At 68.1% G+C, this 24913-nt stretch carries 19 protein-coding genes, 3 tRNA genes and 1 pseudogene; 15 read left to right on the top strand and 8 right to left on the bottom strand.

Annotated elements, in window-relative coordinates; translation table 11 throughout:
• Positions 1 to 11: 11 nt before the first annotated feature.
• Both ilvD and BO226_RS12060 read right to left on the bottom strand, forming a co-directional pair.
• Positions 12 to 1853: a dihydroxy-acid dehydratase gene (gene ilvD / locus BO226_RS12065; RefSeq protein ID WP_024101385.1), complete on the bottom strand. Its 1842-nt coding sequence runs from the start codon at positions 1851 to 1853 to the stop codon at positions 12 to 14.
• Between the two features lie 139 nt (positions 1854 to 1992).
• Positions 1993 to 2514: a PH domain-containing protein gene (locus BO226_RS12060; protein ID WP_006554537.1), complete on the bottom strand. Its 522-nt coding sequence runs from the start codon at positions 2512 to 2514 to the stop codon at positions 1993 to 1995.
• A 266-nt stretch (positions 2515 to 2780) separates the two neighbouring features.
• Between BO226_RS12060 and BO226_RS12055 the strand changes: the two genes are divergently transcribed.
• The 6 genes from BO226_RS12055 (at position 2781) to BO226_RS12030 (ending at position 10976) form a co-directional block, all read left to right on the top strand.
• Positions 2781 to 4721 (top strand): acetolactate synthase large subunit, encoded by a 1941-nt coding sequence (locus tag BO226_RS12055; protein ID WP_071935343.1) that lies wholly within the window; start codon positions 2781 to 2783, stop codon positions 4719 to 4721.
• Positions 4718 to 5221, top strand: coding sequence for an acetolactate synthase small subunit (gene ilvN, locus BO226_RS12050; RefSeq protein WP_006554535.1), 504 nt, complete (start codon positions 4718 to 4720; stop codon positions 5219 to 5221). Before BO226_RS12055 ends, ilvN begins: the two co-directional genes overlap by 4 nt.
• A 50-nt stretch (positions 5222 to 5271) precedes the next feature.
• The gene (gene ilvC, locus BO226_RS12045; RefSeq protein WP_170318577.1) at positions 5272 to 6273 is read left to right on the top strand and encodes a ketol-acid reductoisomerase; all 1002 of its coding nucleotides are present in this window, start codon (positions 5272 to 5274) and stop codon (positions 6271 to 6273) included.
• 118 nt (positions 6274 to 6391) lie between these two features.
• Entirely contained in the window at positions 6392 to 8164 is a 1773-nt protein-coding gene (locus tag BO226_RS12040; protein WP_071935342.1) for a SulP family inorganic anion transporter, read from the top strand.
• A gap of 128 nt (positions 8165 to 8292) precedes the next feature.
• On the top strand, positions 8293 to 9885 hold the full coding sequence (serA, locus tag BO226_RS12035; RefSeq protein ID WP_071935341.1) for a phosphoglycerate dehydrogenase: 1593 nt from the start codon (positions 8293 to 8295) through the stop codon (positions 9883 to 9885).
• Between the two features lie 80 nt (positions 9886 to 9965).
• Entirely contained in the window at positions 9966 to 10976 is a 1011-nt protein-coding gene (locus BO226_RS12030) for a 3-isopropylmalate dehydrogenase (protein ID WP_024101382.1), read from the top strand.
• A 99-nt stretch (positions 10977 to 11075) separates the two neighbouring features.
• Here BO226_RS12030 and BO226_RS12025 read toward each other — a convergent pair whose 3' ends face one another.
• Positions 11076 to 12272, bottom strand: a complete 1197-nt coding sequence (locus tag BO226_RS12025) for an MFS transporter (RefSeq protein ID WP_006554530.1) — start codon at positions 12270 to 12272, stop codon at positions 11076 to 11078.
• A 110-nt stretch (positions 12273 to 12382) separates the two neighbouring features.
• On the opposite strand from BO226_RS12025, the gene BO226_RS12020 reads away from it, so the two are divergent.
• From BO226_RS12020 to BO226_RS12000, 5 genes are all read left to right on the top strand, one after another.
• Complete coding sequence (locus BO226_RS12020; protein ID WP_006554529.1) at positions 12383 to 13159, top strand: fumarylacetoacetate hydrolase family protein; 777 nt, start codon at positions 12383 to 12385, stop codon at positions 13157 to 13159.
• 66 nt (positions 13160 to 13225) lie between these two features.
• On the top strand, positions 13226 to 14698 hold the full coding sequence (gene gltX / locus BO226_RS12015; RefSeq protein ID WP_071935340.1) for a glutamate--tRNA ligase: 1473 nt from the start codon (positions 13226 to 13228) through the stop codon (positions 14696 to 14698).
• Between the two features lie 215 nt (positions 14699 to 14913).
• Positions 14914 to 14985, top strand: a tRNA-Gln gene (locus tag BO226_RS12010).
• A gap of 86 nt (positions 14986 to 15071) precedes the next feature.
• Positions 15072 to 15144, top strand: a tRNA-Glu gene (locus BO226_RS12005).
• Between the two features lie 83 nt (positions 15145 to 15227).
• A tRNA-Glu gene (locus BO226_RS12000) sits at positions 15228 to 15300 on the top strand.
• Between the two features lie 53 nt (positions 15301 to 15353).
• Here the strand turns inward: BO226_RS12000 and BO226_RS11995 are convergent.
• Together BO226_RS11995 and BO226_RS11990 are read right to left on the bottom strand one after the other, a co-directional pair.
• Positions 15354 to 15865 (bottom strand): annotated as a pseudogene (locus BO226_RS11995) (pyridoxamine 5'-phosphate oxidase family protein).
• 94 nt (positions 15866 to 15959) lie between these two features.
• On the bottom strand, positions 15960 to 16661 hold the full coding sequence (locus BO226_RS11990) for an IclR family transcriptional regulator (protein WP_006554526.1): 702 nt from the start codon (positions 16659 to 16661) through the stop codon (positions 15960 to 15962).
• Positions 16662 to 16777: 116 nt separating this feature from the next.
• Between BO226_RS11990 and leuC the strand changes: the two genes are divergently transcribed.
• From leuC to BO226_RS11975, 3 genes are all read left to right on the top strand, one after another.
• Entirely contained in the window at positions 16778 to 18205 is a 1428-nt protein-coding gene (gene leuC / locus BO226_RS11985; protein ID WP_071935338.1) for a 3-isopropylmalate dehydratase large subunit, read from the top strand.
• 28 nt (positions 18206 to 18233) lie between these two features.
• Positions 18234 to 18830, top strand: coding sequence for a 3-isopropylmalate dehydratase small subunit (leuD, locus tag BO226_RS11980; protein WP_006554524.1), 597 nt, complete (start codon positions 18234 to 18236; stop codon positions 18828 to 18830).
• Positions 18831 to 19000: 170 nt separating this feature from the next.
• On the top strand, positions 19001 to 19714 hold the full coding sequence (locus tag BO226_RS11975; protein WP_071935337.1) for an HU family DNA-binding protein: 714 nt from the start codon (positions 19001 to 19003) through the stop codon (positions 19712 to 19714).
• A gap of 95 nt (positions 19715 to 19809) precedes the next feature.
• On the opposite strand, the gene BO226_RS11970 is transcribed toward BO226_RS11975, so the two are convergent.
• From BO226_RS11970 to cofC, 3 genes are read right to left on the bottom strand one after another with little or no spacing between them, the layout of a single operon-like run.
• Positions 19810 to 20766, bottom strand: coding sequence for an NUDIX hydrolase (locus tag BO226_RS11970; RefSeq protein ID WP_071936425.1), 957 nt, complete (start codon positions 20764 to 20766; stop codon positions 19810 to 19812).
• A 13-nt stretch (positions 20767 to 20779) separates the two neighbouring features.
• A complete protein-coding gene (locus tag BO226_RS11965; RefSeq protein WP_071935336.1) occupies positions 20780 to 22975 on the bottom strand; it encodes an RNA degradosome polyphosphate kinase in 2196 nt (731 codons plus the stop codon).
• A complete protein-coding gene (cofC, locus tag BO226_RS11960) occupies positions 22972 to 23673 on the bottom strand; it encodes a 2-phospho-L-lactate guanylyltransferase (RefSeq protein ID WP_024101375.1) in 702 nt (233 codons plus the stop codon). The genes BO226_RS11965 and cofC overlap by 4 nt, the downstream gene beginning before the upstream one ends.
• A 239-nt stretch (positions 23674 to 23912) precedes the next feature.
• On the opposite strand from cofC, the gene BO226_RS11955 reads away from it, so the two are divergent.
• Positions 23913 to 24911, top strand: a complete 999-nt coding sequence (locus BO226_RS11955; protein WP_024101374.1) for an NAD(P)H-dependent glycerol-3-phosphate dehydrogenase — start codon at positions 23913 to 23915, stop codon at positions 24909 to 24911.
• Positions 24912 to 24913: the final 2 nt, after the last annotated feature.

Genomic DNA, 24913 nt, shown 5'->3' with positions numbered 1-24913 from the left:
GTCGTGAAGTGTTACGGCACGCGCCGGACGGCACCCTTGTCGGCGGAGGTCGCCAGAGCGGCGTAGGCGCGCAGTGCCTTCGAGACCGTGCGCTCACGGTCGACGGGCTGCCACGGACGCTCGGAGGCCTCCATCTTCGCGCGACGATCCGCGAGCACCTCGTCCTCGACGAGCACCTCGAGGGTGCGGGTCGCGACGTCGATGCGGATCCGGTCGCCCTGCTCGATCAGGCCGATCACACCACCGGACGCGGCCTCGGGGGAGACGTGCCCGATGGACAGACCGGAGGTGCCGCCCGAGAAGCGACCGTCGGTGATCAGGGCACACACCTTGCCCAGACCGATGCCCTTGAGGAAGGAGGTCGGGTGCAGCATCTCCTGCATGCCGGGGCCGCCGGCCGGGCCCTCGTAGCGGACGACGACGACGTCGCCGGCCTTGATCTTCTTGCCGAGGATGACCGAGACGGCCTCCTCCTGCGACTCGACGACGTAGGCCGGGCCCTCGAAGTGGAACAGATCCTCGTCGATACCGGCGGTCTTGAGGATCGCGCCGTCCGGTGCGAGATTGCCGCGCAGCACGCACAAGCCGCCCTCGACGGTGTAGGCGTGCTCGATGTCGCGGATGCAACCGTTCGCGGCATCGGTGTCGAGCGACGACCAGCGGTTGTCCGTCGAGAACGGTTCGGTGGTGCGCACACCGCCCGGTGCGGCGTGGAACAGTTCGAGGGCCGTCTCGGACGCCTTGCCGGAACGGATGTCCCAGGTGTCGAGCCACTCGTCGAAGCTCTTCGTGTGGACCGTGGAGACGTCGGTCTCGAGCAGACCACCGCGGCGCAGCTCGCCGAGGATGGCGGGGATTCCGCCGGCGCGGTGCACGTCCTCCATGTGGTAGTCGGAGTTCGGGGAGACCTTCGCCAGGCAGGGCACCCGGCGGCTGATCTCGTCGATGGTGGTGAGATCGAAGTCGACCTCACCCTCCTGCGCGGCGGCGAGGGTGTGCAGCACGGTGTTGGTGGAACCACCCATGGCGACGTCGAGCGCCATTGCGTTGCGGAAGGCGGCCGGGGTGGCGATGTTGCGCGGAAGCACCGACTCGTCGTCGTCGCGGTAGTAGCGCAGGGCGGCCTCGACGATCGTCCGGCCGGCGGTCTCGAACAATGCGCGTCGCGCCTCGTGGGTGGCGAGGGTCGAACCGTTGCCGGGCAGCGCGAGACCGAGAGCCTCGGTGAGGCAGTTCATCGAGTTGGCGGTGAACATGCCCGAGCACGAACCGCAGGTCGGGCACGCGCTGCGCTCGACCTCGTCGAGACCCGCGTCGTCGACGGCTTCGCTGGCGGAGGCCGAGATGGCGGTGATGAGGTCGGTGGGGGCCTGCGCGACACCGTTGACGACGACCGCCTTGCCGGCCTCCATCGGACCACCGGAGACGAAGACCGTCGGGATGTTCAGGCGCATCGCGGCATTGAGCATGCCCGGGGTGATCTTGTCGCAGTTCGAGATGCACACCAGTGCATCGGCGGTGTGCGCGTTGACCATGTATTCGACGGAGTCGGCGATGATCTCGCGGCTCGGCAGCGAGTAGAGCATGCCGCCGTGGCCCATGGCGATGCCGTCGTCGACTGCGATGGTGTGGAACTCGCGCGCCACGCCGCCCGCTTCGCGCACGGCCTTCGCGACGATCTCACCGACGTCCTTGAGGTGGACGTGACCGGGTACGAACTGCGTGTAGGAGTTCGCGATGGCGACGATCGGCTTGCCGAAGTCGGAATCGGTCAGGCCGGTGGCGCGCCACAGGGAGCGCGCTCCCGCGGCGTTTCGTCCGACGGTGGTGGTGCGTGACCTCAACGGGGGCATGGGCTGACTTCCTTGACGGTGGCTGGTGCGCAATCGGCCGGGCCGCGTCCGGGCGCCGGGCTGGGCGGATCCGGGCAACGGCACCGACGAATCTACTCGCGTGCTTCCGGATGCCTCTATTCGCACCCGGTCGCGAGGATCAGGAGGAGCGGTCCCCCTTCTTCTCGACGGTGACTGCGTCGTCGGTGGTTTCGGCATCCGGACCGGCTTCGGCGGCCGCCTTCTCGCGGTATGCCTTCTCCTCGGCGAGCTGTGCGGCCGCGTACGGATCGGTGATGCGGCCTCCGCTGGCCTCCGACAGCTGCGGCAGCCGGCCGAAGGTGACGACCGGCAGTGCGACCTCGCTGCCGTCGGTGAGCCGTGCGCGGGCCCAGCCCCGCTTCGGGAACCGGAGGCCGTCGAGTTCGTCCCACTTCAGGTTCGTGGTCTTGAAGGTCGCTCGCGCGACGATGCCCTCGGGGCCGACGACGGTGCGTACCCGCACGACCCAGGCGGCGACGAGGAACGGGATGATCAGCGTCCATGCGAAGGCCTCCGGCCACGCCAGCGCGGGGGAGGCGAGGGCGAGGAACAGCAGAGCGCACGCGAGGAAGGACAGTCGCGAGATCTGGATGACCTGCGTCGTCGAATCGGGCGTGTGGGATGATGGGGGCGGTGGCACGGGCTGCTGGGAAGATGACACCTCTACATCTTCGCACTGCAGCCGCGGCATCTCACATTCTGGGACAGTGGACCGCACCAAGTTGACTGTCTGGACACCATGCGCCTACCGTCGAGCGCGTGAATCAGAATGGGTTGCTCGTAATCGGCCGGCGCGTCGTCGCCTGAGCCGCATTTCGCAACTCGCCCACGACGCGCCACCCTCGTACAGCAGACTTGCTGACGAGGGTTTTTTGTTGCCCGGAGCCAGAATCAGAGGAATTCGCAGTGAGCGCACCAACCGCACGGCCTCAACCCTCGCCGCGAAAGCCGGGGTCCGCCACCCCGACTCCCGCAGCTGCCGCGACGCAGCCCGCCAATCGACGCCAGGTCGCCCCCGAGCGGGTCACCGGCGCCCAGTCGGTGGTCCGCGCACTCGAGGAACTCGAGGTCGACACGGTATTCGGCATTCCCGGCGGCGCGATCCTGCCCGTCTACGACCCGATCTTCGATTCGCGGCGCGTGCGCCACGTGCTCGTCCGTCACGAGCAGGGTGCCGGGCACGCTGCCACCGGTTACGCCCAGGCCACCGGCAAGGTCGGCGTGTGCATGGCCACTTCCGGTCCGGGCGCGACGAACCTCGTCACCCCGCTCGCCGACGCGCAGATGGACTCCGTGCCCCTCGTCGCGATCACCGGCCAGGTCGGTCGCCCGCTCATCGGCACCGACGCCTTCCAGGAAGCCGACATCTCCGGCATCACGATGCCGATCACGAAGCACAACTTCCTGGTCACCGACGGCGCCGACATCCCGCGCATCCTGGCCGAGGCGTTCTACCTCGCCTCCTCGGGCCGCCCGGGCGCGGTCCTCGTCGACATCCCCAAGGACATCCTCCAGGCACAGACCACCTTCAGCTGGCCGCCGGAGATGCACCTGCCCGGCTACCGCCCGGTGACGAAGCCGCACGGCAAGCAGGTCCGCGAGGCCGCGCGACTGATCGCCGACGCGAAGAACCCGGTGCTGTACGTCGGCGGCGGTGTCATCAAGGCCGAGGCGTCGGCCGAGCTGCTCGAGCTCGCCGAGCTGACCGGCATCCCGGTCGTTACGACGCTCATGGCCCGCGGTGCGTTCCCCGACAGCCACAACCTGCACTGCGGCATGCCCGGCATGCACGGCAACGTCGCCGCGGTGGCCGCACTGCAGAAGAGTGACCTGCTCATCACCCTCGGTGCCCGTTTCGACGACCGCGTCACCGGTCGGCTGGACTCCTTCGCGCCCGACGCCAAGGTCATCCACGCCGACATCGACCCGGCGGAGATCGGCAAGAACCGGCACGCCGACGTGCCGATCGTCGGTGACTGCAAGGAGGTCATCGTCGAACTGCTCGAGGCGATCCGCGCCGACCTGGCGACCGGCACGAAGCTCGACTACACGGCATGGTGGGCCTACCTCGACGACATCCGTCGCACCTACCCGCTGAGCTACGACCGTCCCACCGACGACACCCTGTCGCCGCAGTACGTCATCCAGGCCGTCGGTAAGCTCGCCGGTCCCGACGCGATCTACTGCGCAGGCGTCGGTCAGCACCAGATGTGGGCGGCGCAGTTCGTCGACTACGAGAAGCCGCGCACCTGGCTCAACTCCGGTGGTCTCGGCACCATGGGCTACGCGGTGCCCGCCGCGATGGGCGCCAAGATGGGTTGCCCCGACACCGAGGTGTGGGCCATCGACGGCGACGGCTGCTTCCAGATGACCAACCAGGAACTCGCGACGTGCGCCGTCGAGGGTGTGCCGATCAAGGTCGCGCTCATCAACAACGGCAATCTCGGCATGGTCCGGCAGTGGCAGACCCTCTTCTACGAGGAGCGATACTCGAACACCGACCTGGCGACGCACTCGCTACGCATCCCCGACTTCGTCAAGCTCGCCGAGGCCCTCGGCTGCGTGGGCATCCGCGTCGAGCGCGAGGAAGACGTCGAGCCTGCGATCCGCCGGGCGCAGGAGGTCAACGATCGTCCCGTCGTGATCGACTTCATCGTCGGCAAGGACGCGCAGGTGTGGCCGATGGTCGCCGCCGGCACGAGCAACGACGAGATCATGGCGGCTCGCGACATCCGGCCGCTGTTCGACGACGACGCCGCTGCCGACGATCCCGCCGTCATCCACGAGACCATCGACGCGCTCGAAACCCGCAGCGAGAACGCTGCGGCCCAGGAGGAGACCAAGTGAGCACGAGTCACACCCTCAGTGTTCTCGTCGAGGACAAGCCGGGCGTGCTCGCCCGAGTCGCATCGCTGTTCTCGCGACGCGGCTTCAACATCGAATCCCTTGCCGTCGGTGGCACCGAGGTGCCCGACATCTCGCGGATGACGATCGTGGTGACCGTGGACGAGTTCCCGCTCGAGCAGGTCACCAAGCAGCTCAACAAGCTCGTCAACGTCATCAAGATCGTCGAGCAGGAGGACGAGGCGTCCGTCGCCCGCGAACTCGTGCTCATCAAGGTGCGCGCCGACGCGAGTGTGCGCACCCAGGTCATCGAGACGGTGAATCTGTTCCGCGCCAAGGTGATCGACGTCTCGCCCGAGTCGCTGACCATCGAGGCGACCGGTACGCGGTCCAAGCTCGACGCGCTGTTGCGCATGCTCGAACCGTACGGAATCCGCGAGATCGTCCAGTCCGGTGTCGTCGCCGTCGGACGCGGTCCGAAGTCCATCACGGCTACCCGTTAGCCTTAACACACCCATACTTGCTGAAAGAGGTAATCACTGTGGCAGTCGAGATGTTCTACGACGACGATGCCGACCTGTCGATCATCCAGGGTCGTAAGGTCGCCGTCATCGGCTACGGCAGTCAGGGACACGCGCACTCGCTGAGCCTGCGCGACTCGGGCGTCGACGTTCGCATCGGTCTGAAGGAGGGCTCGAAGTCGCGGGCCAAGGCCGAGGAAGCCGGTCTCACCGTCGGCACCCCCGCCGAGGTCTCCGAGTGGGCCGACGTCATCATGATCCTCGCGCCCGACACCGCCCAGGCGTCGATCTTCACCAACGACATCGAGCCCAACCTGAAGGACGGCGACGCGCTGTTCTTCGGCCACGGCCTCAACATCCACTTCGGTCTCATCACCGCTCCGGAGAACGTGACCGTCGCGATGGTCGCCCCCAAGGGTCCCGGCCACCTCGTGCGTCGTCAGTTCGTCGACGGCAAGGGCGTTCCCGCGCTCATCGCCGTCCATCAGGACCCCAAGGGTGAGGGCCAGGCGCTCGCGCTGTCCTACGCCAAGGGCATCGGCGGCACCCGGGCCGGCGTCATCAAGACCACCTTCAAGGAAGAGACCGAGACCGACCTCTTCGGCGAGCAGGCCGTGCTCTGCGGTGGCACCGAGGAGCTCGTCAAGACCGGCTTCGACGTCATGGTCGAGGCGGGCTACGCCCCCGAGATGGCCTACTTCGAGGTTCTCCACGAGCTCAAGCTCATCGTCGACCTCATGTACGAGGGTGGCATCGCCCGCATGAACTACTCGGTGTCCGACACCGCGGAGTTCGGCGGCTACCTCTCCGGCCCGCGCGTCATCGACGCCGGCACCAAGGAGCGCATGAAGGAGATCCTGAAGGACATCCAGGACGGCACCTTCGTCAAGCGTCTCGTCGCCAACGTCGAGGGCGGCAACAAGGAGCTCGAAGGTCTGCGCAAGCAGAACGCCGAGCACGGCATCGAGGTCGTCGGCAAGCAGCTGCGCGACCTGATGAGCTGGGTCGATCGCCCCATCACCGAGACGGCGTGACAGCCACCTGATCCGGTCACGGCGGCCCGGTACCCCTACGGGGGTGCCGGGCCGCCGTCGTCGGTGCGCGTGAGCGATGTCGCAGCCACGGGCCGAGGCCGCGGAGGATACTTGGCTGATGTGGCTCCTCGCCGCGTTCGGGCGGCTCCCGGGTGTCGCCACCGCACGGTCCTACCGGCGGGGGTGGCTGCGGGGCGACGTCACGGCGGGTCTCGCGCTCAGCGCCCTGCTCGTCCCCACCGGCATGGGATATGCCCAGGCGGCGGGACTGCCGCCCTACACCGGTCTCTACGCGACAGTGGTGCCGATGCTCGTGTACGCGGTGGTCGGTCCGTCCCGGATCCTCGTGCTCGGACCGGATTCCGCGCTCGCCCCGCTCATCGCGGCCGCGGTGATCCCGCTCGCCGCCGACGGTGACCCGCAGCGTGCGGTCGCCCTCGCCGGTGTGCTCGCCCTCCTCGTCGGGGCGATCCTCCTCGTCGGGGGGATACTCCGCTTCGGATTCCTGACCTATCTGCTCTCCACACCGATCCGGGTCGGTTTCCTCAACGCGATCGCGATCATCGTCATCGTCGGGCAGCTCCCGCTCCTGCTGGGCACCTCGGCCGACGAATCCGGTGTCGTCGCCGAGGTTCTCGACGTCGTCGACGACGTCTTCGAGGACGGTGTCGAACCGGTCGGACTTCTCCTCGGCGCCGGCACCCTCGCTGTGATCCTCGTGCTGCAGAAGGTCGTTCGCCGCATACCCGCGGTGCTCGTCGCGGTGGTCGCCGCCTCCGCGGCGGTCGAGGTGTTCGGGCTCACCGATCGGGTGGAGATGGTGGGGGCGCTGCCCTCCGGGATCCCCGCGCCCGTTCTGGGCGGTATCGAACGGGGAGACGTGATCGAACTGCTCGCACCCGCGGTCGCGGTCGCCGTCATCGCGTTCGCCGACACCGCGGTGCTGTCGCGCTCGTTCGCGCTCCGACGGGGCGAGGACGTGGACGGCAGTTCCGAGATGCGCGCCCTCGGTGTGGTGAACATCGCAGCCGGTGCGACGGGCGGATTCCCGATCTGCGGCAGCGGCAGTCGCACTCCCGTCCTCGAACAGGCCGGAGCGCGTACCCAGCTCGCGGGTGCCGTCGGAGCGGTGACGGTCGCGATCTTCCTGCTGGCCGCGCCGGGGGCGACGGCGTACCTGCCGCAGGCCGCGCTCGCTGCCGTCGTGATCGCCGCGGCGAGTGCACTCGTCGATGCGAAGGGGCTCGGTCGCCTGTGGCGGGTCAACAAGATCGAATTCTGTTTGTCCTTCGCCGCATTCGTGGCGGTCGGTCTCGCCGGTGTGCTGAGGGGTGTACTCGTCGCGATCGCATTGTCGTTGGCGGTCGTGATCGTGCGTGCCTGGCAACCCCACCGGACCGAACTCGTCGAACTCGAGGACATCGCCGGATATCACGACCGGGAGCGGCATCCCGAGGGCCACCGCATCCCGGGTCTCGTGCTCGTGCGATTCGACGCTCCGCTGTTCTTCGCGAACGGTGTGATCCTCACGAAGTTCGTCCGTGAACTCGTCCGCGAACGCGAGGACCGTATCGAGTGGGTGGTACTCGCGGCCGAACCGATCACGGATCTCGACATCAGCGCCGTCGAGGAGATCGAACGTCTCGACGACTACCTCGCCCACAGGGGGATACGGCTCGCCTTCGCCGCGATGAAGGGGCCGGTCAAGGACAAGCTGCACCGGATGCAATCGGGGAATCGCTTCGGGGCCGATCGATTCCATCCGACCGTCCGCACCGCCGTGGTGGCCTTCCGGCACCGGAACCAGCCCGGCATCGAGCGCAGTGCGCTCGACGCACCCCCGCAGGACATCGTCCCGCCCCCGCGGAAGGATCGGCCCGCACCACCGTGATCCCGGTCCCGGTGGCCCCGTGGGAGGGGCCGGGGCACTAAACTGTGGGCGGTCGCGGGTGCCCACGCATGCTGTCGGGCGCGAGCGCCGTCGACCACTCACACATTCACGACACAGGGAGTCCGCACGTGAGCCAGAATGGCCGTCCAGTAGTCCTGATCGCCGACAAGCTTGCGCAGTCGACCGTCGATGCGCTCGGTGACGGTGTCGAGGTGCGCTGGGTCGACGGCCCCGACCGCCCCGCCCTGCTCGCGGCCGTGCCCGACGCCCAGGCGCTGCTGGTCCGCTCCGCGACCACCGTCGACGCCGAGGTGCTCGCTGCGGCGCCCAACCTCAAGATCGTCGGTCGCGCCGGTGTCGGCCTCGACAACGTCGACATCGCTGCTGCCACCGAGCGCGGTGTGATGGTCGTCAACGCGCCCACCTCCAACATCCACTCCGCCGCCGAGCACGCGGTCGCGCTCCTCATGTCCGCGGCGCGGCAGGTTCCAGCCGCCGACCGCACCCTGCGTGAGCGCACCTGGAAGCGGTCGAGCTTCAACGGCACCGAAATCCTCGGCAAGACGGTCGGCGTCGTCGGCCTCGGCCGCATCGGCCAGCTGTTCGCCCAGCGTCTCGCGGCGTTCGAAACCCACGTCATCGCGTACGACCCCTACCTGCCGGCCGCCCGCGCCGCACAGCTCGGCATCGAGCTCGTCGACATCGACGAGCTGGTCGCCCGCGCCGACTTCATCTCGGTGCACCTGCCCAAGACCAAGGAGACCGCCGGCCTGATCAACGCCGAGCGTCTGTCCAGGGCCAAGGACGGCGTCATCATCGTCAACGCCGCCCGCGGTGGCCTGATCGACGAGGACGCGCTGTACGACGCGCTCGTCGAAGGCAAGGTCCGCGCTGCCGGCCTCGACGTCTTCGAGACCGAGCCGTGCACCGATTCGAAGCTGTTCGACCTCGACAACGTCGTCGTCACCCCGCACCTCGGTGCATCCACCGCCGAGGCCCAGGACCGCGCCGGTACCGACGTTGCCAAGAGCGTGCTGCTCGCCCTCGCCGGCGAGTTCGTGCCCGATGCCGTCAACGTCTCCGGTGGCCCCGTGGGCGAGGAGGTCGCGCCGTGGCTCGAGCTCGTTCGCAAGCTCGGTCTGCTCGCCGGCACCCTCTCGCCCGAGGCCGTGCAGAACGTGCAGGTCGTCGTCAGCGGTGAGCTCTCGGCCGAGAACACCGACATTCTCGGCCTGGCCGCCCTCCGCGGCCTGTTCTCGGCGAGCAGCGACGAGCCCGTCACCTTCGTCAACGCCCCCAAGCTCGCGGAGCAGCGCGGCGTGACGGTCGAGGTCGAGAAGGTCAGCGAGGCCACCACGCACCGCAGCGCCGTCGAGGTCCGCGCCGTGGCGCCGGACGGACACGTCACGTCCGTCGCGGGTGCGCTCACCGGCCTGCAGCAGGTCGAGAAGATCGTCAACATCAACAGCCGCAGCTTCGACCTCCGCGCCGAGGGCCACAACCTGATCGTCCACTACCAGGACCGTCCGGGTGTCCTCGGAACGCTGGGCACCGTGCTCGGCAACGCGAGCATCGACATCCAGGCCGCGGCGCTGAGCCAGGACGCGGAGGGCCCCGGCGCCACCGTGATCCTCCGTGTCGACCGCGTCGTCGGCGACGCCGAGGTCGGACAGATCACCGAGGCGCTCGACGCGCGCGTCGCCCAGGTCGACCTGTCCTGATCCTTCGGTTCTCCATCATCCGGTGGCCGCGACCGTCTGCACGGTCGCGGCCACCGTCGCACAGGAAGTGAGTAGTGCTCATGAAACTTGCGGTCATCCCCGGTGACGGCATCGGTGTCGAGGTCACGGCGGAAGCTCTCAAGGTGCTCCGCGCCCTCGTCCCGGATCTCGAGACCACCGAGTACGACCTCGGTGCCCGCCGGTACAACGCGACCGGCGAACTCCTGCCCGATGCCGATCTCGCCGCGATCCGCGAGCACGACGCGATCCTCCTCGGTGCCATCGGCGATCCGTCGGTCACGCCGGGCGTCCTCGAACGCGGTCTCCTCCTGAACATGCGGTTCGCACTCGACCACCACGTCAACCTGCGGCCGTCGCGCCTGTACCCGGGCTCGAAGTCGCCGCTCGCCGCCGACCACGAGATCGACTTCGTCGTCGTCCGCGAGGGCACCGAGGGCCCGTACACCGGCAACGGGGGAGCGATCCGCGTCGGCACCCCGCACGAGATCGCCACCGAGGTCTCGGTGAACACCTGGTTCGGAGCCGAGCGCGTGGTCCGCTACGCCTTCGAGCTCGCGCAGACCCGCCGCAAGCACGTCACGCTCATCCACAAGACGAACGTGCTGTCGAACGCCGGCGCCATCTGGACCCGCGCCGTCGAGACCGTCGGCAAGGAGTTCCCTGAGGTCACCACGGCCTACTGTCACATCGACGCCGCGACCATCTACATGGTCGACGACCCGTCGCGCTTCGACGTCATCGTCACCGACAACCTGTTCGGCGACATCATCACCGACCTCGCCGGCGCCGTAACCGGCGGTATCGGCCTTGCCGCGAGCGGCAACATCGACGCCTCGGGCACCAACCCGTCGATGTTCGAACCGGTCCACGGCTCGGCACCGGACATCGCCGGCAAGGGCATCGCCGATCCCACCGCGGCGATCCTGTCCACCGCCTTGCTGCTGCGCCATCTCGGGCGCGAGGAGGATGCTGCACGCGTCGAGCGGGCCGTCGAGGCCGACCTCGCGAATCGTGGCACCGGTCCGATCGTGACCACCGAGATCGGCGATCGGATCGCTGCTTCTCTTTGATCTCTGAGCGCGGATTCTCTCCGGGCACCGAGTTCTTCGGCACAAACGCGCGTGGCGCCGGCGGGTACGTCCCGTCCGGCGCCACGCGCGTTTCGCGTATCAGTCCTTCGGTATCACCGGGACCGCCGCTGCGGGAGCGATGGCGGCCAGGGCGAAGGCCGCGGGGAATCCGACCGCGGCGATGAGCCCACCGAAGACCGGTCCGACGGCCGCGGCGAACACGAACTGCCCGGTGTTCTGGATCCCGAGTGCGCGGCCGCCCCAGAACGGGCCGGCGATCTCCGCGACGGCAGTGAATGCCAACCCGTTCGGCGCCGAGGTCAGGATCGACGCGACGAGCAGGACGCCCACCGCGATCGCCGAATCCGTCCACGCCGTGACGGAGAGCGCGACCATCGACACGACGACCGATGCGGCGACGAGGCGCATCGGTCCCAGCCTGCTGCCCACCCGATCGGACCAGGCCCCGGTGACGACACGTCCGAGGGCGCCGAGGATCTGGGCGGCGGTGATGACGAGACCGGCGCCGACCTCGTCCCAGCCGCGGTCGGCGATGAGCCAGACCAGGGCGTAGGTCCACACGACGTACTGCGGAACGACGAGCAGGATCGACGCGAGATGGATCCGCGTGAGGGACATGGAACTCCGGTAGGGATTGCCGAGCACGCCTGCGCGCTCGGCCTCCACCCGTCCGGGTCGGGGCGGATCCACCACGCCGACCGCGCAGACGACGGCTGCGAGCCCGCACGCGAGCATGGGAAACGAGAGCGCCCAGGCGATCCCGTGGTCGCCCGCGAGAGTGGGGATGACGAGTGCGCCCGCGGCGACACCCAGCGGCACCGACATCTGCCGGATGCCCATCGCGAGGCCGCGCTGGTGCGGCGGGAACCATCCGACCACCACGCGACCGCTCGCCGAATTGGCGCTCACGGCGCCGGCTCCCGCACACATCAGCAATAGGCCGAGCAGTGCTGCGGAGGTGGTGCGGGACAGGTCCAGTGAGGTGGTCGCGCTCGCGAGTCCCATCGAGACGGCCGCGATCCCGAGTCCGGCGGCCAGCGCGAGACGTTCGCCGAACCGGTCGGCGATCGCGCCCCACACGACGAGCGTGAACACGCCGCCGAGGATCGGTGCGCCGGCGAGGGTTCCGGCCTGGGCGAGGGTGAAGCCACCCTCCTGGTTCAGGATTGGGATGAGGAAGGCGACGCCGTTGATGACGGTGGCCTGGGAGGCCTGGGCGAGGACGCCGAGGGCCAGGATCAGCCATCGGCGCCGACCGATGTCCGGAGTGTCCATGAGTCCCACTATCTGAGAAAGTAGTACCGTTATATGAAATGTTGGTCGGACTCTATACCCGCGGCACCCGGGCGTCGATCGCAGTGTGCGCGCACCGTTAGACTCCGGACATGCGCCTTGGTCGAATTGCCAGCCCGGATGGTGTCGCGTTCGTGAGCATCGAAGGGGAGGGGAAGTCCGCGACGGCGAAGGAGATCGCCGAGCATCCTTTCGGGAACCCCACCTTCACGGGCCGGAGCTGGCCCCTCGCCGACGTGCGGATTCTCGCCCCGATCCTCGCCACCAAGGTGATCGCGGTCGGTCGCAACTACGCCGCCCACGCCGCCGAGTCGGGCAACGAGGTCCCCGACGAGCCGATGATCTTCCTCAAGCCCAACACGTCGATCGTGGGCCCGGGCGCGCCCATCGTGATTCCGCCCACCACCTCGCTCGTCCATCACGAGGCCGAACTCGCCGTGGTCATCGGGCGTCCCTGCAAGGACGTCCCCGCCGCGAAGGCCCGGGAGGCGATCCTCGGCTACACGATCGCCAACGACGTGTCCGCGCGCGACCATCAGCGCAAGGACGGCCAGTGGGGCCGAGCCAAGGGCCACGACACCTTCTGCCCGCTCGGTCCGTGGATCGAAACCGACATCGACCCTTCCGATCTCGAGATCTCGGCGGAGGTCGACGGGCAGATCCGCCAACGCAGCCGCACCTCGAAGATGGTGCACGACATCCCGAAGCTCATCGAATGGATCTCCGGTGTCATGACCCTGCTGCCGGGCGACGTCATCCTCACCGGCACTCCCGAAGGTGTCGGACCGATCGAGCCGGGCAACACAGTCTCGATCACCGTCGAGGGCATCGGAACGCTCACGAATCCGGTCGTCGCCAAGGGATCCTGACCGGAGCTCGCTGCGGGGCGGATAGCCTGGGAAGGTCTCCCGTCGATCCTCAACCCTGAGCGAGTCATGACCACCAGCGAAGTACGCGTACGTTTCTGCCCGTCACCGACCGGAACCCCGCATGTGGGTCTGGTGCGCACCGCCCTGTTCAATTGGGCTTTCGCGCGTCATCACGGCGGCACCTTCGTGTTCCGCATCGAAGACACCGACGCCGCACGCGACACCGAGGAGTCGTACCAGGCGATCCTCGACGCCCTCCGGTGGCTGGGTCTCGAATGGGACGAGGGTCCTGAGGTCGGCGGACCGTACGAGCCGTACCGGCAGTCGCAGCGACGCGACCTTCACCTCGAGATCGTGCAGAAGCTCGTCGACTCCGGTGAGGCCTACGAGTCGTTCTCGACGCCGGAAGAGGTCGAGGAGCGGCACAAGGCCGCCGGCCGCGACCCGAAGCTCGGCTACGACAACTTCGACCGCGACCTCACCCCGGAGCAGCGGCAGGCCTTCCTCGACGAGGGGCGCAAGCCGGTCGTGCGACTGCGCATGCCCGAAGAGGACCTCACGTGGAACGACCTGGTCCGCGGCGAGACCACTTTCAAGGCGGGCTCGGTGCCCGACTTCGCGCTGACCCGCGGCAACGGCATCCCGCTCTACACGCTCGTCAATCCCGTCGACGACGCGCTGATGAAGATCACACACGTCCTGCGCGGCGAGGACCTGCTGTCGTCCACCCCGCGTCAGCTTGCGCTGTACGCGGCGCTGCAGCGCATCGGCGTCACCGATTTCACGCCCGAGTTCGGCCACCTGCCGTTCGTGATGGGGCAGGGCAACAAGAAGCTCTCCAAGCGCGACCCGGAGTCCAACCTCTTCCTGCACCGCGATCGCGGGTTCATCCCCGAGGGCCTGCTCAACTACCTCGCTCTGCTCGGCTGGGGTCTCGCCGACGACCGCGACGTGTTCTCCCTCGACGAGATGGTCGCGGCCTTCGAGATCTCCAAGGTCAACTCGAACCCCGCCCGGTTCGACCAGAAGAAGGCCGACGCCATCAACGCCGAGCACATCCGCCTGCTCGAGCCGGAGGAGTTCGCGACCCGGCTGAAGGCGTACCTCGTCGAGCACGGCCGGATCGGGGCCGACGTCGACGACGCGCTCTTCCGGACGGCCGCCGACCTCGTACAGACCCGTATCGTCGTTCTCGGGGACGCGTGGGACCTGCTGAAGTTCCTGTTCGTCGACGACGCCGACTTCACGCTCGACGAGGCCTCCGCGGCGAAGAATCTCGAGGAGGATGCCGCGCCCGTGCTCGACGCCTCCGTCGCCGCCCTCGAGGGCCTGACCGAGTGGACCACGCCGGCGATCGAGGAGGCGCTCAAGAGCGCACTGATCGAGGGGCTCGAACTGAAGCCGAGGAAGGCCTTCGCTCCCGTGCGGGTCGCGGTGACAGGCTCGCACGTCAGCCCGCCGCTCTACGAGTCGATGGAACTGCTCGGCCGTGAGCGCACCCTTGCACGACTGCGTGCCGGGCGGGCGCGCATCGCCTGACCCCTGCATGGTCGCTCTCGGCCCGTCGTCGGCACCCGCCGGCGACGGGCCGAACTCGTTCCGGGCTCGATTTCATGCCGCCGAGCTCGTCCCGAGCTCGATTTCACGCCTCTGACCAGCCGATTTGTAGTTGGTGGCGGGGTTGGTGCTAATCTTCTTCTCGGTTCGGAACGGAGGCCACAACGCCCGCAGGGCAGGCCGAAGGAACAAACCATTGGGGTATGGTGTAATTGGCAACACAGCTGATTCTGGTTCAGCCATTCTAGGTTCGAGTCCTGGTACCCCAGCTGAGACGCGGCGGTTTGCCCGCAACGTCTCAGCCAGCTATGCTGGCTGAGCTTCCTTCGGGAAGCGAAGAGAAGAAGTTCCATAGGCCCCCGTCGTCTAGCGGCCTAGGACGCCGCCCTCTCACGGCGGTAGCGTGGGTTCGAATCCCATCGGGGGTACAACGGACTACCCACCGATCTCCGGGTCGGTGGGTGTTCTTCTCTCGGAGGCGTCGACTCGTCGATTCCTCGGAAAGTTCCAGGCCCCCGTCGTCTAGCGGCCTAGGACGCCGCCCTCTCACGGCGGTAGCGTGGGTTCGAATCCCATCGGGGGTACAACCACGAAGGCTCTCCGATCATCGATCGGAGAGCCTTTCGCGTATGGGCGGTCAGTGCGCGGCGGACGGAAGATCGGCGGCCGTCGTGCCGCCGATCCCATGGCAGGCATCCCGAGCTTGCAGTGATCCCACGAACGCACCCGCGCGGGCACCACACGGACGGCCACCCGTTTGTGCATCATCTGCTCCACCGCGGGGCGCGCCTCCTCCGTGTACGGGGCGGTGTACCGCTCCCACACGTCGCGGCAGACCTCGAACAGGCGGTCGTGGTCGTCCACGATCTCCGCCCGCCCCTCGATCGAGACGCCACGCAACTGGTCGTAGGTGTCGCCGGCCTCGACGAGGACGGTCACGCGATCGTCGCGCCGGAGGTTGACGACCTTCTGCGATTTCGCCTTCGTCTCGAACCAGATCTCCCCGTCGAGCACCGCGTACCACATGGCGACGAGGTGCGGGGTGCCCGTCGGTCCGAGGGTCGCCAGGTTCGCGACCCGGCTGCGGTGGAGGAACTCGTCGATCTCCGACTCCGTCATCATGATGCCTGCGCGGCGGTTGGTTCCCATGCGAAGCACTCTGGCAGAGCGTGGAGCCGCACGGCTGTCTTCCTCCCGCCCCGCCCGGGCTCCACCCGGGAGGGACACGGGCATGCGGTCGGCCTCAGAGACGCTTCTGGAGCGCTTCTGCGGCGGCGAGGAGGTCGGCGGCCCAGCGGGCGCCCGGTCGGCGGCCCATGCGGTCGATGGGGCCCGATACGGAGATCGCGGCGATCACGCCACCGCTGCTGTCGCGCACGGGTGCGGCGACCGACGCCACACCGGGTTCGCGTTCGGCGGCGCTCTGCGCCCAGCCGCGGCGGCGGACCTCGACGAGCACGCGTTCACCGAAGGCCGCGTCGGGGAGGATGGCGCGCTGGGTCGCCGTATCGGCCCACGCGAGCAGAACTTTCGCGCCGGAGCCGGCCGTCATCGGAAGGCGTGCGCCGACGAGGACCGTGTCGCGCAGACCGGTCGGCGGTTCGAGAGCGGCGACGCAGACCCGCTGGGTGCCCTCGCGGCGGTACAACTGCACGCTCTCGCCGGTGATCTCGCGCAGACGGGGGAGGACGAGCGAGGCGGCCTCGACGAGCGTGTCGCCTGCGCCCGCGGACAATTCGGCCAGTCCGGGGCCGGGACGCCACTGTCCGTCGCTGTCGCGCATGAGGAGGCGGTGGACCTCGAGGCCCACGGCGAGACGGTGCGCCGTGGCACGGGGCAGGCCGGTCCGCGCGCACAACTCGTTGAGGTTGCACGGCTGTTCGGCAACCGCATGAAGGACTGTCATCGCTTTGTCCAGCACTCCGATCCCGCTATGCTGTCTCATAGGTCGATACCTCCGTCTCGCATAATGGGAAGCATATCGCATGCCGAGAACGGTGGGGACGACGCCATACGCGGCCGGACAGCCCCCGGGATCCCGCGTTCGTCACGTACGACAAGGTGGAGAAGATGGCTGGAAAGACTCTGGCGGAAAAGGTATGGGACCAGCACGTGGTCGTGCGCGGTGAAGGAGAGGGATCGGCGCGACAGCCGGACCTGATCTACATCGACCTGCATCTCGTACACGAGGTGACCAGCCCGCAGGCCTTCGACGGTCTGCGGCTGGCAGGACGCCCGCTGCGGCGTCCCGACCTCACGATCGCCACCGAGGACCACAACGTCCCCACGGTGGACATCGACAAGCCGATCGCCGACCCGGTCTCGCGCACACAGGTCGAGACCCTGCGCCGCAACTGCGAGGAGTTCGGTGTCCGTCTGCACCCCATGGGCGACCTCGATCAGGGCATCGTCCACGTGGTCGGCCCGCAGCTCGGTCTCACGCAGCCCGGCATGACGGTGGTGTGCGGCGACAGCCACACCTCCACCCACGGCGCCTTCGGCGCACTGGCGATGGGCATCGGCACCAGTGAGGTCGAACACGTCATGGCGACACAGACGTTGTCGCTGCGGCCGTTCAAGACGATGGCCATCAACGTCGACGGCACCCTCGCGCCGGGAGTGACGAGCAAGGACCTCATCCTCGCGATCATCGCGAAGATCGGCACCGGCGGCGGACAGGGCTACGTCCTCGAGTACCGCGGCGAGGCGATCCGCGCACTGTCGATGGAAGCGCGGATGACCATCTGCAACATGTCGATCGAAGCAGGCGCCCGCGCCGGCATGATCGCCCCCGACGAGACCACCTACGAGTTCATCAAGGGCCGCCCGCACGCCCCGAAGGGCGCCGACTGGGACGCTGCCGTGGAGGCGTGGGAGCAGCTGAAGACCGACGACGACGCGGTTTTCGACGCCGAGGTCCACATCGACGGCAGCGCTCTGACCCCCTTCGTCACGTGGGGCACCAACCCGGGCCAGGGCGCTGCGCTCGGGTCCAGCGTTCCGGTACCCGAGGAGATCGCCGACGAAACCGAGCGGTCTGCAGCGGAAAAGGCGTTGCGCTACATGGATCTCGAACCGGGCATGCCGCTGCGCGACGTGAAGATCGACACCGTCTTCGTCGGCTCGTGCACCAACGGCCGCATCGAGGATCTGCGTGCCGTGGCGGATGTCCTGCAGGGCCGCAAGGTCGCCGACGGCGTCCGGATGCTCGTCGTGCCGGGTTCGATGCGGGTGCGCGCGCAGGCGGAGGAGGAGGGCCTCGGCGAGATCTTCACCGCCGCAGGGGCCGAGTGGCGTCAAGCCGGGTGCTCGATGTGCCTGGGCATGAACCCCGACCAGTTGGCGCCGGGCGAGCGTTCCGCGTCGACCTCGAACCGGAATTTCGAAGGACGGCAGGGCAAGGGCGGACGGACGCATCTCGTCTCGCCGGCCGTGGCCGCCGCAACCGCGGTGCGGGGAACGCTTTCCGCACCGGCGGATCTGGACTAGACCACAGGACCGACGAGGAGAATTTTCGATGGAAGCCTTCACCACCCACAGGGGCATCGGCGTCCCGCTGCGCCGCTCCAATGTCGACACGGATCAGATCATCCCGGCCGTGTACCTGAAGCGCGTCACCCGTACGGGATTCGAGGACGGTCTGTTCGCCGCATGGCGCAACGACCCGTCCTTCGTCCTCAACACCCCGCCCTTCGACCGCGGCAGCGTTCTCGTCGCCGGACCGGATTTCGGCACCGGCTCCTCGCGTGAGCACGCCGTGTGGGCGTTGTCGGATTACGGATTCCGGGTCGTGATCTCGTCCCGCTTCGCCGACATCTTCCGGGGCAACGCCGGAAAGGCCGGTCTGCTCGCCGCTCAGGTCTCACAGGACGACGTCGAACTGCTGTGGAAGCTCATCGAGCAGCAGCCCGGACTCGAACTGGAAGTGGATCTCGAGAACCGGACGGTGACCGCCGGAACCACCGTGGTGCCGTTCACCATTGACGACTACACGCGGTGGCGTCTGCTGGAGGGTCTCGACGACATCGGATTGACATTGCGCCAGGTAGACGCGATTTCCGAGTACGAAAAGTCAAGGCCGTCATGGAAACCGAGTACCCTTCCGGCGCCCTGAAAACACCCCCGAACGCGCCTTCTCCGGGCCCGGTCCGACGCTCCCGTCGGGCCGGGCCCGGAGGTTATTTGCATGAGAATCCGCGTGGCACATAGACTCTTGCCCGTTTGCGGGTCTACCGTGGACTGGAGTCGGTCTGACGGTGGACCGTGTATGTGCGGAGGAAATCAATGAACAAGGCAGAACTGATCGACGTTCTGACCGAGAAACTCGGTTCGGACAGGCGCACCGCCACCGCGGCCGTCGAGCACATCGTGGACGCGATCGTTCGCGCCGTGCACGACGGTAAGAGCGTCACCATCACCGGATTCGGTGTCTTCGAGAAGCGTCGTCGGGCCGCGCGTGTCGCGCGGAACCCGCGCACGGGTGAGACGGTCAAGGTCAAGCCGACCTCGGTGCCGGCCTTCCGTCCCGGCCAGTCCTTCAAGAACATCATCGCGGGCACCCAGAAGCTCCCGGCTTCGGGTCCGGCCGTGAAGCGCGGTGCAGCTGCAGCGGCCAAGAAGACCGCGGCAGCGAAGAAGGCGGCCAAGAAGACCACGGCGGCGAAGAAGACCACGGCGGCCAAGTCGACCGCGGCGAAGAAGACCACCGCAGCGAAGAAGACCACGGCGGCGAAGAGGACCACCGCCACCAAGTCGACTCCGGCGAAGAAGACCACCGCGGCCAAGAAGACCACGGCGGCCAAGTCGACTACGGCGAAGAAGACCACCGCCACCAAGTCGACCGCGGCGAAGAAGAGCCCGGCCAAGAAGACCACGGCGGCCAAGTCGACTCCGGCGAAGAAGACCACCGCCACCAAGTCGACCGCGGCGAAGAAGACCACCGCGGCGAAGAAGAGCCCGGCCAAGAAGACCACGGCCCGCAAGAGCACCAAGAAGTAACACCCACCCGCGATGCGGCTCGCACACGTGCGAGCCGCACAGGTGAGACGACGGCGGCCGCCGGACATCCGGTGGCCGCCGTCGTGTGTACTCGGTCAGATGCTCTCGTCGTCCGCCGGTGGACGGCCCGTGGGAAGAGGGCTGTCGAGGTGGTCGGCCGCGACGAGACGATCGCCGCGCAGCGACAACACCCACATGCTCCCCTTCCGGTTCCGCGCCGGAGGCAGCACGAGACCGTCGCGCTCGGCCCACCACTCCAGGAGCGGCGGGATCACCCTGCCCTGACTGGAAATCACGGGAGTACCGGGACCGGACGCGATCTCCAGCGCCCGCTTGCGGCCGCGGTCCGGATCGGCGCGGTACTCCTCCTCCGACAGGGCCGGCTCGATGGCGATCTCGAGCCCGTGCCGGGAGGCGAAGGGTTCGACCGTCGCGATGCACCGCGTGCGGTCGGCGGACACCACGCTGTCGCCGCCGAACGCCGTCAACTGCGGAACGAGCGCCTCGGCCTGTGCCCGTCCGGACGCATCGAGGGGCCGGTAACGGTCGTCGCCCTTGTACTTCTTCCGACTACCCGCCTTGGCGTGCCGCACGATCAGCGCCATGGTCGTGTCCAGCGGCACCCGGCGGAACCGGCGCAGGACACTGCGGTCCATCGGATAGGACAACAGATCGAATGCCTCTTCGGGGGACACCCAACGCAATTCGTCAACCTCGTCATTGGGCGCGAACTGCCCGTCGAGGCACCGCGCAGCCCAGTAGTCCACCCGCTTGAGCTTGCGGTGACCCGGAACGGGGTAGACGACCTTCCCGAGACTACTGCCGAGCGTGGAGCGGAATCCGGTCTCCTCCTCGATCTCCCGCACCGCGGCAACCACGGCCGTCTCACCCGCGTCGAGCTTGCCCTTCGGAAAGGACCAGTCGTTGTAGCGCGGGCGATGCACGAGCGCGACCTGCGCATCGTCCGGAGCGTTCTCGTCGACAGGACGCCACAGGACCGCGCCCGCCGCGAAGATGTTGGCCTTCACGGGCTTGTCGCGTGATTCGGTCAACGTTCCCTCCACCTCAGGACGCACGACTACGCATGAGTTCGACCTGGTGGTCGCGGGCAGCGGTCCCCGGCTCGGGGGACGCCGTCCAGGTGCCGTCGCCCTCGAGAATCCAGCAGCGGGTGACCGGGTCGAGCGCGGAATCGAAAATGCCGCCCAACTGCGCTGCGAGCCGGGTGTTCTTCACCTGCACCATCACCTCGACGCGACGGTCGAGGTTCCGGTGCATCATGTCGGCGCTACCGATCCAGTACTCGTCGCTGCCCCGGAAATGGAACAACCGCGAATGTTCGAGGAACCGCCCCAGAATCGAGCGCACCGTGATGTTCTCGCTCAGGCCGGGCACGCCCGGCTTGAGGGCACAGATCCCGCGCACGACCACCTCGGTCCGCACCCCCGCCCGCGACGCGCGGTAGAGCGCGTCGATCACCTGCTCGTCGACGAGGGCGTTGGCCTTGAGCCGGATCCCGCTGGGGCGACCGGCCGCGTGGTGCTCGATCTCACGCTCGACGCGTTCGATGATGCCCTTGCGGACTCCGTGCGGTGCGACGAGCAGATTGCGGTACTGCGCCTTCCGGGAGTATCCGGTGAGGGTGTTGAACAGGTCGGTGAGGTCGGCGCCGATCTCGGGTGACGACGTGAGCAGGCCGACGTCCTCGTAGAGACGGGCGGTCTTCGGGTTGTAGTTGCCGGTGCCGATGTGGCAGTAGCGGCGGATCGTCGAACCCTCGCGCCGCACGACCAGACAGGTCTTGCAGTGTGTCTTCAGACCTACGAGTCCGTATACGACGTGGACACCGGCCTGTTCGAGCTTGCGCGCCCACTTGATGTTGGCCTGCTCGTCGAAGCGTGCCTTGATCTCCACGAGCGCGACGACCTGCTTGCCCGCTTCGGCAGCGGCGATCAGGGCGTTGACGATGGGGGAGTCGCCCGACGTCCGGTACAGCGTCTGCTTGATCGCGAGGACCTGGCTGTCGGCGGCGGCCTGCTCGATGAACCGTTGCACGCTCGTGGAGAACGAGTCGTACGGGTGGTGGACGAGGATGTCGCCCTCGCGCAGGGTGGAAAACACGCTCTTCGGTGTCTCTCGCTCGCCGAAGGCGGGATGGGTCGCCGGCACGAAGGGGGCGTCCTTCAGATCCGGTCGGTCGACGGCGTGCACCTGCCACAGCGACGACAGATCGAGCAGCCCGGGCAACTGGACGACGTCCACCCGATCGACGTCGAGTTCGCGCAACAGGAGGTCGAGCATGTGCTCGGTCATGTCGTCCGACACCTCGAGCCGCACGGGAGATCCGAAGCGCCGCCGGGCGAGTTCGCGTTCGAGGGCTTGAAGGAGATCCTCGTCGCGGTCCTCCTCGACCTCGAAGTCGGCGTTGCGGGTGACGCGGAATGCGTGGTGCTCGACGATCTCCATGCCCGGGAACAACACGTCGAGATGGGCGGCGATCAGCTCCTCGAGCGGGAGGAAGGCCGGCAGTCCGTGCGACGAACCCGCGCGATCGACCCGGACGAACCGATCGACGTTGTCGGGCACCTTCACGCGCGCGAAGTGTTCACCGGACGACTGCGAATCCCTGACCGTGACAGCGAGGTTCAGGGACAGGCCGCTGATGTACGGGAAGGGGTGTGCGGGATCGACCGCGAGCGGCGTCAGGACCGGGAAGACCTGGTCGGCGAAATACTGTGTCAGTCGTCGGCGTTCGTCCTCCGTCAGATCCGCCCATCGGATGATCGAGATGCCTTCGGCCGCCAGGGCGGGCATGACCGAGTCGAGGAAGACCTGCGCATGGCGACCGGCGAGTTCGCGCGTGCTCGACGCGATGAGCGCGAGCTGGGCGCGCGGGGTCAGTCCGTCCGCGGACCGGACCGACAACCCCGTCTCGGCGCGACGTTTCAGCCCGGCGACTCGCACCATGTAGAACTCGTCGAGATTCGACGCGAAGATCGCGAGGAACTTGGCGCGTTCGAGCAACGGCTGCGAGGTGTCCTCCGCGAGCGCGAGAACGCGGGCGTTGAAATCGAGCCAGCTCTGTTCGCGGTTGAGATAGCGGTCGACGGGAAGCGTGTTGTCGTGATCGGTCCTCGACTGCAGTCCCGTCGCGGCCGGAGGGGCGCTGGTGGCGGTCGCTACGCGACCGGCGGGTCGTGCGGCACCGGATGGTGCCGCGTGCTCGGAACTCGTGGGATCGGGGGAATCGCCGTTGGTCACGAGTTCATTGTTGCAGAGCGACGGCTCCCTGCAGCGCTGTCGCACGGGTGGCACAGGGGGAACTCGACCGTGTCGAGCACGGCCGCGGTGGCCGGTCCGACGCCGAGTTGCAGTGCGGCGGCAAGATCGTCCGGTGTGTCCACATCGAGTCGCAGTCCGGGGAGGGAGTCCGGTACCGGGTACGCACCGGCATCGATGTGGCGACCGGCCGATCCCGGACCGAACGACAGTGGCGGCAGGGTGCCGCTCACGCAGTGCAGCAACGCCGTCGTACCGCTCGCCGTGTGGTCGACGACCACGGCCGTTCCGGTCCGCCGCGCAGTCTCGCGTGCGAGCACGAAATCCTCGGGCCGCAGGGACGGAAGGTCGGCCTGCAACGCCACGAGTTCGGCGCCGGGTGCGTGCTCCCGCGCCCGGCGGGCCGCTGCGAGCAGTGCGGAGTTCAGTGGGTCGGGGGAGTCGGGACGCACCGGATCGGGGAGGACGTCCGCGCCGCAGTCCAGCGCCGCGGCCGCGACCCGCTCGTCGGCGGTGACGACGGTGACCGTCACGTCTCCGGCGGACAGCGCCGCCGTCACGGTGTCCTGCAGCATCGCAAGCACCAGTGATTCCCGTGCTGCCGGGTCGAGGACGTGCGAGAGCCGCGACTTCGCCAGGCCGAGGGCCTTGACGGGAACGAGCACGTGCGTCGCGGGCATTGCCCGATTGTGCCATCAGTATCGAATCGCACGGTCGCGCCAGGTGACGAACCGCACGACCGCCCGGTGCGACCGGGTCGTGTGCGGTCCGTCCTCCGACCCGGCGCGGTGTCGGTGGAGCCTGCGCGATACTGGGTGCGACCGTGGGTGGTGACCGCCCGGACCGAACCGGTCGCGACCGCCCGCTCCGGGCCGATCGCGAGCGTGAGTGCCGGGCATCGGATGAGAGTGAGGATGGCGTGACCACAGCAGCAGTTCTGGGCGCGGGTTCGTGGGGGACGGCGTACGCCAAGGTGCTGGCCGACGCCGGAACGGACGTGACGATCTGGGCGCGGCGCGAGGAGGTGGCGCGTGGCATCGCCGAGCGGCACGAGAACTCCGACTATCTACCCGGTGTGGAACTGCCGCACTCGCTGAAGGCGACGGCCGATCATCGGGTGGCCCTCGAGGGCGCCGATTTCGTGGTCCTCGCCGTCCCGAGTCAGACCCTGCGTACCAATCTCGAGGAGTGGAAGGCAGATATCGGACCGGACGCGACACTTCTCAGTCTCGCCAAGGGAATCGAGAGCGGCACCCTGATGCGCATGAGTCAGGTGATCGGTCAGGTCACCGGCGCCGAGCAGAATCGCATCGCCGTGCTGTCCGGCCCCAACCTCGCCCGTGAGATCGCCGAGGGGCAACCGGCCGCGACTGTCATCGCGTGCCCCGATTCCACCCGCGCCATGGAGATCCAGAAATCCTGCGCCACAAAATATTTCCGTCCGTACACGAACTCCGACGTCATCGGCTGCGAGGTCGGCGGCGCCTGCAAGAACGTCATTGCCCTCGCGTGCGGCATGGCCGCCGGGGTCGGGCTCGGTGAGAACACCGTCGCGAGCATCATCACCCGCGGTCTCGCCGAGATCACCCGGCTCGGAACCGCCCTCGGGGCCAAGCCGGCCACGCTCGCCGGTCTCGCCGGTGTCGGCGATCTTGTCGCCACATGTACGTCCCCGTTGTCCCGCAACCGTTCGTTCGGCGAACGACTCGGCCGCGGTGAGTCCCTCGAGAGCGCGCAGGAGGCCACCCACGGTCAGGTGGCCGAAGGGGTCAAGTCGTGCACCTCGGTCCGCGCCCTCGCAGCGAGTTACGACGTCGAGATGCCGCTCACCGACGCCGTGCACCGCGTGTGCCACGAAGGCATGTCGGTGCAGGACGCGATCGGGCAGCTGCTCGGACGCCGGATCAAGCCGGAATGAGT

This window comes from Rhodococcus sp. 2G, from assembly GCF_001886355.1.
Taxonomy (GTDB): Bacteria; Actinomycetota; Actinomycetes; order Mycobacteriales; family Mycobacteriaceae; genus Rhodococcus; species Rhodococcus pyridinivorans.
This window is presented reverse-complemented; position numbering and strand designations above follow the sequence as displayed.